The sequence below is a fragment of the Mesorhizobium sp. M0306 genome (assembly GCF_040321655.1).
In the GTDB taxonomy this organism is placed as follows: Bacteria; Pseudomonadota; Alphaproteobacteria; order Rhizobiales; family Rhizobiaceae; genus Mesorhizobium.
This window is the reverse complement of sequence record NZ_JAMYRY010000061.1, coordinates 1-11,184: the sequence shown is the minus strand read 5'-3', so window position 1 is coordinate 11,184 and position 11,184 is coordinate 1. Positions and strand designations below refer to the sequence as shown.

Genomic DNA, 11,184 nt, shown 5'->3' with positions numbered 1-11,184 from the left:
CATCACAAGGTGTCCACCTATTTTGGTGGACACCTCATGCATCAGAGCACTCAACAGCAAAAGGTGCGGGGAAATTCGCGCTTACGGAGAAGCGCCTTGAACATTACAAACCTCCCTGAATTACGACCCCATAGTACCTCGTCCTGCGTGATCGCCTGGCTCGTGGCATGTTGAGATTGAACCAGCTTTTCTGGCGCACGCCGTTCGCGTCATCATACTCGATGAACCAGGGATTTCCGCGCACCGGTCGAGGGATGGTGTAGTAGGTGGGGCCATTCCCAAGGGATTGCCCTCGATCGTTCCCCGCGGTCTGGATTGTTGCTGCAACCACCTTACCGTCGATTTCGATTTGGACCTGTCCAGATCCGTCTCCATGATACCCGCCGAGGCCGCTGTCTTTCACAACGACGGGCAACGTGAGCCTATCGGATGAGATGCGCCAGATGCTCCGTTCTTGACCCAGTCCGGGCCGGTCGGAGTTGGCGCCAACCGCTTGCCAGCCAGACGGACAATCCTCATACTTCTCAAATTTCGCGGCGCTTGAGTTGGCTTGCGGACAGATGGCCAGTTAAAACCCGGGGCTTCCATCGCCGCAATCAACTTGTAAATTGGCGGATGGCACGAGGGGGTACCCTGCCAGTCGCCGGATAGACATAGGAGCACCTGGCAGCCCCATTCCGACGTGCATCGAGCAACCCTTTGTCGGGCGGTAAATAGTGTGGAGGGATGTCCAGCCGCCCCTTTGTCTGGTGAATGAAGTACGGCGGGGTTTCAGCTTTGGTTTCATGATGAAAGGTTTCCAACCTGCAAAGAAAAAGGAGAGAAAATGTTCCGTTATCTAGCGCGCCGTTATGATCGTAAGCACATCCTGAGATCATTAGAACGTCAGAGGCGTATTCATGATAAGCTGATTCCATTTTTTCATGATGGTTCTGACGAATTGGTCTTCAATGAAATTTCCAAAGGCGAGGTGTTTTTCGCGCCTATATTGCCGGCTGCTCCGTTAAGGGAAGAAGCGGATAGTGTTACCTTCCAATCTGATATTTCAACTGAAGACGAGGCGAACAACACGTTTGAATGCGTTGTTACCGACAGTGGATTGAAACAACATGCGCTTGTTGTGTTTCATCATTGGTATGCTCGGAGCCGGTATCCGGCATTTTCCAAATACTTCGCTGGAAAGGGCATAACGGTTATTGAAGCTACACTTCCGTATCATTTTGGGCGGGCTTCGAATGCCTATTCTGAGGAAAAGCTTTTCAACGCGAATTTAGGGCGCACCGTCCAGTCGATGAGACAGGCTGTCCTAGATGGCCGTAAGATTGTTCGTTGGCTTTATAGTCAGGGGTATCAGAAAATCTCGGTTGTAGGGATGTGTTTGGGTGGCACTGTTGCGGGTCTCGTTGCTGCCCAAGAGCAGAAGGTTGATAAGGCGGTTCTCATGGTATCGCCGGGAAGCCCTGCTGATCTCGTCTGGACTGCGGAGACCATGACGGCCTTACGTGGTCGTATTGAACCGTCCATGTCACTGGAAGGACTAAGAACCGCTTGGGGTCTCATCGATCTAGAGAAGCATCTTTTCGGCCTTACACGTCCTCGTCTGGATTTGATGTTCTTGCTCGGTAAGGACGATACGGTTGCCCGCCCAGGAGGCTCTGAGCGTCTCATTGAGTTGCTGGCGAAGTGCAATCTTCCACCTGAGGTCGTGCGGCTGAATTGTGGGCACTCATCTATTGGAATGTTCCCCTACAATTTGATCGCGGCTCGGAAGGTTCTTCGTTTTTTGAAAGAAACCCCGACCCTGTCAGAGCTTTGGGAGGTTCGCGGGTTTCGCTACGACTTTAGCGAAGTTTGAGCTATTTGATGGCTCCGCGCCGGATCGCGGCCAGGGCGCGCGGGATGCGGTTCGGTCCCTCCCCTGCCCTCCCCCGACCAGGTCGCGCATGCGCGACAGCTCATCAACGACGATATCAAGCCGGCCGAGGTCGCCCGGCTCCTGAAGGTGCATCGCGCGACCTCAGCCCCTCGCAGTTCAGCCGAGAGTACAAGAGCATCTTTGGCAACTCGCCGATTGCGGATCTGCAGCTCTGAACTGTACCGGGCCCACTTGTGACAATGAACGACCACCTTGCTTAAAGAGTAGTCATTCGCCGCGGCCTGCGACGCCGACGGGATAACGACAGCCGGCCTTCCCCGGCGCTTCCCTACTGCTTCAGCCGTGTCGACTGAGACTCTCGCGCTGCAAGACGTTCAGTTTCGGCCTCTTGTCTGGACGCGACTTCACCAGATCGGGCTGCGGAATAGAGAGCCGCGGCCTCGCCCAACCTGACCTGATCGGATTTCGGCACGGATGGATGTTCAAACGATTTGCCCGAGGCTGTCGCACGAGCGATTTCGCGTGCGCCGTCTTCACCGAAACGGGCTTCAATCGATTTCCTGAAGGTGGCGATCTCCCGACTGACCACCTGATCGGCTGACACCATCTTGAAGGTTTCGGCCCGCTCGCGATCATCCTTGGCCATTGCAATTTTTCCGAGCGCGGCTTTCGCCCGATCCGAAACATCCCTTACCTCCACCGCATCAGCCCTCATCCGCTTTTCCACATCACTGCGATAGGCCTGTGCTGCCCGGTTCTCGTACTCGGCGGTCCGGACAATGTTCGGGCCAATCGCGGCGGCGGCCTGTTGAGCCTCGGTCCGCTCTTCCCTCGCCCTGGCGCCGGCGAAGAACCCTTCCCTGCCCCGCAGCTCGCCGACCAAGCTGGTGTCCGCCGATAGACGTCGCGCAGCACTTGTCGGCCCGTCTCGCGCGATGATGTCATCGAGACGCTGGGTTGCCGCTTTCGGATCACGATAGGCGGTCTCCAGATAGATTGAGCGAGCGTCGCGCTCGCGCTGTACATCTGCATCGCGACTGACAGCGACGGCGATGCTCCGTTCGTCGATCGATCGCCCAAAGCTGTCGCGGCGCACGCCATCAGCATTCACATCCTGGAATGCAACTATCAGCACCCTCACGTCCGCTGGCCGGTCGGCTGTGGTGCTGGGCGACCCCTCTTCATTTCTGGCATCTGGAACAGACTGCCGAGTTTCGGTCTTGCCTGCCACGGCCCGATCATCGGCTGGCCCACGACGATCGCTGTCTCCTGCCTTTTTTGACTTCGGCGCCACGACGGGCTCAGGCGTCGCGCCTCGATGCTCAAGCCGACGCTGGCTCTCCGCGTCGTTGGCAATGGCGCCGGGCTGCATTTCCAGTGTGCGCGGATCTACCTGACGCATGCCCGCGCGTGCCTCCTCGACAACTGAAGCCATCGGCTGCTCCTCCTTTTCCCGGCCATTCTGAGCTTGCCCAACATGCAACGCTGGCCGAGCGTTCTCCGCCGCCCGTCCCTCGTCTAACTTCCCCCGTTGTTCCGCGCTGAGTTCATCGCGCGCTGCATAAGCCACTGACGCCGCCTTGATCTCGTTGCGGCCGATCTGGCGGGCGAGCTGCCGCAAATCGCGCGCCGTCTGCGTCGCCACGAAGATCGTCGCGCTCTCACGCTGCCGCGTCAGCGCCACATAGCTCGAGGCGGCACGCCAGTGATGCGTGTGCATGAGATAGGTATGATCGAGCGTCTTGCCCTGGCCCTTGTAGATGGTGCCGGCATAGCCGTGCCGGAATCCAGAAAACTCCGACGCAGACCACTCGACCTTTCGCCCTTTCCGGCCTGCCGCCGCATCAAGCGAGACACTGATGCGGCCAAAATTCCGGTCGATGCCGGTGATGGTCCCGGCGTTGCCATTGTAGATGCCGGCGCCTTTCAGCGTATCCGTGAACTGCACCCGGTCACCGACAGCGAACGCGGCCTCGCCATGCTTGGTCGTAAACACAAAATCCTTACCCAACTCACCACGCTCGCGACGGACCGCGCGCAGATCCTTGTTCAGCGCATCGACATCCTTGTTGGTATAGGCAAACACGAACCGCGATGCCGACGGATTGGAAGCAGAATCCTTGGCCCATCGCTCGACCAGTTTTTCTCGCAATTCATCCTGCTTCGACGTCCATACCACCGCCTTATTTCGGGCGAAGGCCCGGAGCGCGTCTTCGAAGCGACCGTCCGACAGATCGCGTGCCGCCTCTCTCTGCCAGTCGACCTTCTGGCGTGTCACCTGGGTTATCTCGGACGAGCCGTGCTCTTTCTTCAGCTCGGTGAACAGCCCGCCGCGCTCGATCGAGCCGAGCTGCCGGTCGTCCCCGGCCAGCACAACCTTGGCGCCCGACAGCCGCGCTTCGCGCAACACTTCGCCGGTCACCTTGGCGTCCATCATCGCCGCCTCGTCGACCACGACCAAAGTGCGCCGGTCCCACTGCGCGCGGCCGTTCTTCAGCCGGAACAGTTCGGCATGAACGGTCGAGCTTCTGGCTAACCCGTCCTCCTTCATGGTCTGCGCCACCGCATTGGTCGGCGCGAGGCCGACCACGCGATAGCCGGCCGCTTCATGCGCCTCGCGGATGGAGCCAAGCGCAAAACTCTTTCCCGTCCCGGCCCGGCCTTGGACTATTTTTAGCCCGCCGGACCCCGTCGCATGATCGAACGCGGCCAACTGATCCGGCCGCAGTTCCTGCACGGACACGAGCCGCTCGCGCGCCCTTGCCCCAACATCGCGATGGGACCCTCCGGCCACGCGCCGTCCATCAGCAAGTGCCAAAACCTCCTGGTCGCGCACCGCCCGCGTTGTCCAGCGACCCACACTCTCGCCTGTCTCCCGGTCATGCAGCGCCAGCACATCGTCACGGCCGAGTACTTTGCCCTTCACATCCGCTCGTTCGCTCTCATCGAGAATGTGTTTTTTCAGATGCCGATCGAGATCGTACTCGGAAAAACTCGCCTGGTTGCGCGTCAGAACAGCCAGCACATGCTCCGGATCGCGCGCCGCTTCTTCGTTCGCCCGCCTTATATGCTCGGCCCGCACATTGGCCTCCGCACCCGGCGTGCGCATGCGGATCGGTCCGATGTGTTCCTGTGGCACCGCGCTCGTCGCATCCACCCGGATCGACAGCCCCTGTTCGGCAAAATAGCGGTTCTGATGATCGCGCCACAGCGCGCCCCACGCCTCGCCTTCCGCCACGATCGCCCGGCCCCCGCCCCGCTTGATGACGGGATCGAGATCACGCGCTTTTTTTGCCGCAAACCCTTCCTCCCCAAGACGCCGCGTCGTGATCAACAAATGCGCATGGTAATTGGCCCGCTCGCCCTCGCTCTCCGCCCCATGCGGCGCATGAACGTCCAGCTGCACCGCCAGCCCCTTTGAGACAAAATGTTCTTGCGCAAACGACCGCGCCAGCTCGACCCGGTCGTCATGATCAAGCTCTTGATTGGCCGGCAGCGCCAGCACGAGCTCGCGCGCCAGCTGCGCGTCCTTGCGTTTTTCCATGGCCTCGGCCGCATTCCACAGCGCATCGCTCGAGGCCAGCTCTGACGGCGCCCCTTCCGGCAACAGCACCTCGTGATGCTCCGGCGCCTCGCGGTGCTTGAAGTAAAACACCTCCCCGGTGCGCTGCGCCTTGATCGCCTCGCGGCCGTTGTAGGCGGCCGAGCGCACCGCGCTGCCGCCGTCGGATCGGGAGATGTATCGGGCACGGGCGAAAGCGATAGCCATTGCCGCAGGATGCCATCACTCGCGCGCCAGCGCAAGCAAGCATTCGAAGAATGCATATTGCGTCTGCTGCAAAAATCGGTTGGCACTCTGGCGGATGCTTACTGCGTCTGCTGCAAAAATCGGTTGGCACTCTGGCGGATGCTTACTGCGGAAAACGCCAAGGAACCTTGGTTGCAGCCTCCGGCATATACAAAAGGGGGTTGAAGAGCCTCGCGCCGGCTGGCACAATCCCTTCGGGCTTGGCGGACGGGGAAAAAACGGAGATTCTCGCCATGGCCCGCACCTCGCTTGCCGAACGCATGAGCCGCCTGGAGCAGCAGCGGGCCAAACTCGCCGAACAGGAAGCTAGGCTCAAGGCGGACGAGCGCAAGCAGCGCACCCGCCGCCTCGTCGAGGCCGGGACCCTCATCGAACGGGCCGGATTGATCGATCTCGAGGAAGCCGCCCTCTATGGCGGGCTGCTGTCGCTGGCCGAGGGCGTGCGCGACAAGGCGCAACTCACCGAATGGATCAAGACCGGCAAAACCGCGCTCGATCGGGAAACGGTCGGCAAGGACGCAACGCACGAACCGTTGACCATCACCTTCCCTGCTCCGCTGCCGACCCCCTTCGCCACTCGCCTGCGCGGCGCCGGCCTGCGCTGGAGCAAAGTCATGCAGCACTGGGAAGGGCTGGCCGATCACGACGCAGTCGCCGCACTTGCCGCCGAGCAGAACGGCAGCGTGCGGCGCATTCATTCCACCGAGCAGCCCGATCGGGAGCCGGATCGCGGCCGAAAATCTGAACGCTCATAGCGCTGACGCCGGGGGACAAGATGTTCGGTCGGCTGTCGTACGATCTCGTCAAGACGCTGTTCAAGGCAGCCTTCGCCATCTTGCCACTCGTCATCTGGTATCCCGCCTGGCGCTATGCCCACACGCTGTGGGGCGACGCCTTGCTCGAATGGTATCGGACTGGTCTGTCGCCGGCATCAGTAATCTACAGACTTGGTTACGCGGCATGGCCATCGATCGCGCTGCTCGGACCGGCCATCACAATGGCGGCGGCTCTCCTGATGCGCCGATCCGGTATGGTGCTGCCCCTCACTGCCATCGCCGGCGTGTTGGGCATGGCCGCCGCAACGGTTTTCACTGTCTGGCCGGAAGCGACACGACTGCTCGGCAACCGGCCAGCCCATGCCTGGTCCGCCATTTTGAACGCAGCGGACACGACCATCTTCTATGCCGGGGTTGTCGGCTTTCTCGCGACCACGGCCGGCGTCAGGGTGCTGATGGGAAAATCGCTGCACGCCCAAAGCGTCAAGCCGGTTGAGCGTGCCTCCTCTGATATCTTTGGCCACGCCGACTGGATGGACATTCGCGAGTCACAAAACCTGTTCGGCGGTTCGGCCAAGTCGCCAGCCAATCCGCGTGGCGGCGTCGTCATCGGCGAAGCCTACCGCGTCGATCAGGATGCGCCGGCCCGGCGCGGACAAAAGTTTGATCCGCGCGATCCAAAAACATGGGGCAAGGGTGGCAAGTCGCCTTTACTCACCTTTGATCTCTCCTGGGGCGGCACCCACGGCCTCGTCTTCGCCGGTTCGGGCGCCTACAAAACCGTCTCCGTCTGCGTGCCGACACTGCTCACCTGGCGCGGGTCGATTGTCACCCTCGATCCCTCCTCCGAGCTGGCGCCGATGCTGACGGGCGCACGCACGGCGATGGGCCGGCGTGTCATCTCAATCGACCCGATGAAGGGGACCGGAGCCTTCAATGCGCTCGACTGGCTGGCAAAAGATTCGCCCCTCTTCGACGGCGACATCCGCTCGGTTGTCGACTGGATCTGCGGCGAGAAACACACCGCCACCCGTGATGCGCCGCACGGCACCTCCGGCAAAGCCTTCTTCGAGGGCCGCGGCAAGGCCATCGTCGAGACCCTGCTTTCCGACATCGTCTTCGACAAAAATCTGTCCGACGACAAACGCAATCTCGTCACTCTGGCGCAACGGCTCGCCTTGCCGGAGGCAAAAATGCGGGACGAGCTAGCCCGCATTTTTGAACACTCCTCCTCGCATCGCGCCCGCCATCTCGCCGGCCAATTGATGGGACTGGTGGCCGAGACGTTCTCCGGTGTTTACGGCAATATGAGCGAGCAGACCGAATGGCTCGCCAATCCCGCCTACGCAAAACTGCTGTCGGGCAACAGTTTTCGCACTGCTGATCTCGTTTCCGGCAAGCTTGACCTCTTTATCAACATCCCGATGAAGGTGCTGGAATCGACGCCAGCGCTCGCTCGTGTCGTTGTCGGATCCCTGCTCAATGCCGTCTATGAGGCCGACGGCGTCTTGCCAGGCGGACGCGTCGTCTTCCTGCTCGATGAGGTCGCCCGTCTTGGCTACATGACCTCACTCGCCCGCGCCCGCGATGCCGGTCGCAAATACGGCATCACGCTGGTCATGCTTTATCAGTCCGAAGGCCAGCTGCGCGAACAATGGGGCGATGGCGGCAAGAGCGCCTGGTTCGAAAGCGCTTCCTGGCGATCATACGCCGCGATCAGCTCGCTCGACCAGGCTCGCGCTGTCTCCGAAGCGCTGGGCGAACATGGCGTCGTGCTGAGCTCCGAGACAAAAAACCGCGGCAAGAGCGCAAAGCCGCTCGAGATCGGCACCGCCTCGACCGGCGCCTCCGAGCAGAGATCGGAACGCGGCCGGCGGTTAGCTACCGTCTCCGAGATCCTCGCCGATGCCCGGGCGGACGAGCAGTTCGTTTTCGTCCAGGGCAGACAACCGCTGCGCTGCGGCCGCGCGATCTATTTTCGCCGGCCCGAAATGGTCGCACGCGTCGAGCGCAACCGTTTCGCGCCCCAAAGCCAGTCGGGTTGAGCAAGAGATGCAGCGCGATCTGATCCCGATCATCCTTGGCCTTGCCGTTCTGATCGTCGTGCTTGCGCTGCTGGAAGCCTATTCCGGCGTTATCCTCCTCATCGCGATGACCGTCATGGGCTGGCGGCTGGCGCATGCCGACAAATATGGCCTGCCGGCATCGCGGAAATTTTTGCAGGGGAACGATCGGCGAGACGTTGAAACCAAATCCGCTCTTCCCATCCGGACGTCAAAACATCGGCCGCTCGATGAGGTGCTGGCCGAACTCGACGCCATGACCGGATGGCGCTCCGTCAAGGCGGAGGTCAGGAAACTGGTAGCCGTGTTGCAAGCCGAGCAGGAACGTCGGCGCCACGGCATCAACGCCGCCCCCCCAAGCCTGCATCTGATTTTCCTCGGCAATCCAGGGACCGGGAAAACCACGGCGGCGCGTCTCATGGGCGAGATTCTTTTCGCACTTGGCCTCCTCAGATCCGGCCATGTCGTCGAGGCCGATCGCAGCCAGCTCGTCGCCGGCTATGTCGGCCAGACCGCGATTCTGACACGGCAAGCCGTCGAGGCAGCGCTCGATGGCGTGCTGTTCATCGATGAGGCCTACGCGCTGGCGCCGGAGGGACAAAAAAACGATTTTGGCCGCGAGGCGATCGACACGCTGCTGAAGCTGATGGAGGACCATCGGGATCGATTGTGTGTCATCGCCGCCGGCTACACTGGCGAAATGCGCCGCTTCCTGGATTCAAATCCCGGCCTGCGCTCCCGATACACCAGGACAATCATATTCGAGGACTATTCGGCTGAAGAGCTGGCGGGGATTTTTCGTAACCTCGCCGACCGCGAAGGCTTTGTGCTCGACGCCGCGGCCGAGGACCAGGCCAACCTTGCCTGCGTCCGCATGGAGGCGGAAGGTGGAGACCATTTTGGCAATGCCCGCGCAATCCGCACGCTTTGGGAAGGCACGCGCGCGGCGCCGGCCATGCGCCTCGCGGGTGAGGGTGTCGGAAATGCCGGTCGCGACGCCATCATGACCATAGGGCCCGAAGACATTGAGACGGCGATGGCGACATACGAGCGGCAGGGGTCAATCACATGACGGCTGAAACGCTCTTCTCATCTGTGCGAGCCACACTTCTACGCTGGCTCAAACTTGTTCCCGCCCTGTTCCGGCGCGATCTGCTGTTCCGCTATGCCACGATCGCCGCTGTCCTGGCTTTGATCTTTCGGGCTGTCAGTATCGGTCAGGATGTCGCCGGCCAGCGCGACGATCGTCCCACAGACGCTGGAAAGAACGCCAGCACCCCGCCGACGGATCAGGATAATTTCGAACAGGGCAATGCGTCTTCGGCCGCGGGGTCGCAGACGACGGAACCGCCCGCACCTGGATCAACCTTGGAGCCGGCGCACGAGAAAACGCCTGCTGTCGCTCCAGGCCGGCCGCTACAAGGGATAGAAGTGGCGCCAGCGCCGCACGACAATTTTGGAACCGTGCCGATGGAAGGATCATCACCATGATGCAAAGAAAAAGTGTGGGCGGGCTGGCGCTCGGGATTGGGATCGCAGCATTGAGTTTCGTTGAGGGCCCCGGCTTCGCACTGGCGCAAGACCGGCAGCCAGAAACCCAGAAGCAGTTGGACCGCATCGAGCAGAAACTCGATTCGCTGATCGAGCATCTCGGCATCACCGGACAGGGCGGTGCGTCGGCAAAGAGCAACGACAGCATGCCCGCCACCGGCAACGATGACGCGAAGAAGCAGGCTTCCTCCGAAGGGGGTGCAAGCCAAGGTTACCAGCGGGGCGCGCTCGCCATCGCCCGCGCCGCGCCGGCCAAAAAAGACAATCTTCCAGATATCCCTGCCGACAGCGTCGGCAGCTTTGTCTATATCGGCGGCGCCATTCCCCTCAGTGAACCGTTGCGCAACGGTGTGCTCTACACCGGCCTCACCTCAGTCGAACTCCAGGGCTGGCTGAAGATTGCAGAGCCCGGCCGCACGCAGCTCGCCGTGGAATACCGCGCCACCACCGGATCCAACGTCTTTGTCAATGCCGGCTGCATTGCCTCGCTCTGGCTTGAAGACCGCTCGATTGGCTCCCAGCACGGCGAAATCCCGATGCCCGCCAGGGAGCAAAAAAGCGTCTCCTTCATCTTTGGCGCCGATCTCCAGCCGGGTCTCTACAAGCTTCGCGCCTGGCTGGCCTGCACCGAGCCGCGCGACCTCCGTGCTCTCAACGCTCAACTGCTCATCAAGACGCCTGGCGATATGAACCTGCGCATGATCGACAGCGGCGAATTGCTGCACCAGGGGTCGTAAAAGGTCATGGCGAGAACCTGCTCAGGTGATCGCCGCCTCCAGGAGTTACCGGAAAACATTTTGGCCTTGCTGTTGCCCCTCCTCGAGGTGCTGCGATTTCGGTCGGTACAATCTACTGCCGCGCCCGTCGTCGCCGTCGACGGGGTGGCGACGATGGGCCGAATGAATCCGTCCATGATCGGCGGCGGCGAGTGCTGCACCTGGGCGCTAATTCAAAGCGTCGTCCACTCTCTCCGTGACGCCCGTCCGTTTCGCTGTCGACCGGCCGCACTGAGGCTGATAGACATTGGTCTCCAGCCACTCTGCATGAGAAAAGCCCGCCGCGCGGCCGCTCCTAAGGCCGGGATTTTTGGGACCTTAGCACCGAGCGCCC

Annotated in this window: 7 protein-coding genes; 6 read left to right on the top strand and 1 reads right to left on the bottom strand. The window is 61.3% G+C overall.

Annotated elements, in window-relative coordinates:
• The first annotated feature begins 826 nt into the window (after positions 1 to 826).
• Positions 827 to 1,855: an alpha/beta hydrolase family protein gene (locus NKI95_RS33400; RefSeq protein WP_352722095.1), complete on the top strand. Its 1,029-nt coding sequence runs from the start codon at positions 827 to 829 to the stop codon at positions 1,853 to 1,855.
• Positions 1,856 to 2,204: 349 nt separating this feature from the next.
• On the opposite strand, the gene NKI95_RS33395 is transcribed toward NKI95_RS33400, so the two are convergent.
• Positions 2,205 to 5,645 (bottom strand): AAA family ATPase, encoded by a 3,441-nt coding sequence (locus tag NKI95_RS33395; protein ID WP_352722093.1) that lies wholly within the window; start codon positions 5,643 to 5,645, stop codon positions 2,205 to 2,207.
• Between NKI95_RS33395 and NKI95_RS33390 the strand changes: the two genes are divergently transcribed.
• The 5 genes from NKI95_RS33390 to NKI95_RS33370 are packed head-to-tail and all read left to right on the top strand — an operon-like array spanning position 5,645 to position 10,811.
• Positions 5,645 to 6,439, top strand: coding sequence for a conjugal transfer protein TraD (locus tag NKI95_RS33390; protein ID WP_352722091.1), 795 nt, complete (start codon positions 5,645 to 5,647; stop codon positions 6,437 to 6,439). The two genes, NKI95_RS33395 and NKI95_RS33390, sit on opposite strands and share 1 nt — an antisense overlap.
• A gap of 20 nt (positions 6,440 to 6,459) precedes the next feature.
• Positions 6,460 to 8,505, top strand: a complete 2,046-nt coding sequence (locus NKI95_RS33385) for a type IV secretory system conjugative DNA transfer family protein (RefSeq protein ID WP_352722090.1) — start codon at positions 6,460 to 6,462, stop codon at positions 8,503 to 8,505.
• 7 nt (positions 8,506 to 8,512) lie between these two features.
• Positions 8,513 to 9,595 (top strand): AAA family ATPase, encoded by a 1,083-nt coding sequence (locus NKI95_RS33380; protein WP_352722088.1) that lies wholly within the window; start codon positions 8,513 to 8,515, stop codon positions 9,593 to 9,595.
• Positions 9,592 to 10,014: a hypothetical protein gene (locus NKI95_RS33375; protein ID WP_352693581.1), complete on the top strand. Its 423-nt coding sequence runs from the start codon at positions 9,592 to 9,594 to the stop codon at positions 10,012 to 10,014. The genes NKI95_RS33380 and NKI95_RS33375 overlap by 4 nt, the downstream gene beginning before the upstream one ends.
• Entirely contained in the window at positions 10,011 to 10,811 is an 801-nt protein-coding gene (locus NKI95_RS33370) for a hypothetical protein (protein ID WP_352722085.1), read from the top strand. The genes NKI95_RS33375 and NKI95_RS33370 overlap by 4 nt, the downstream gene beginning before the upstream one ends.
• Positions 10,812 to 11,184: the final 373 nt, after the last annotated feature.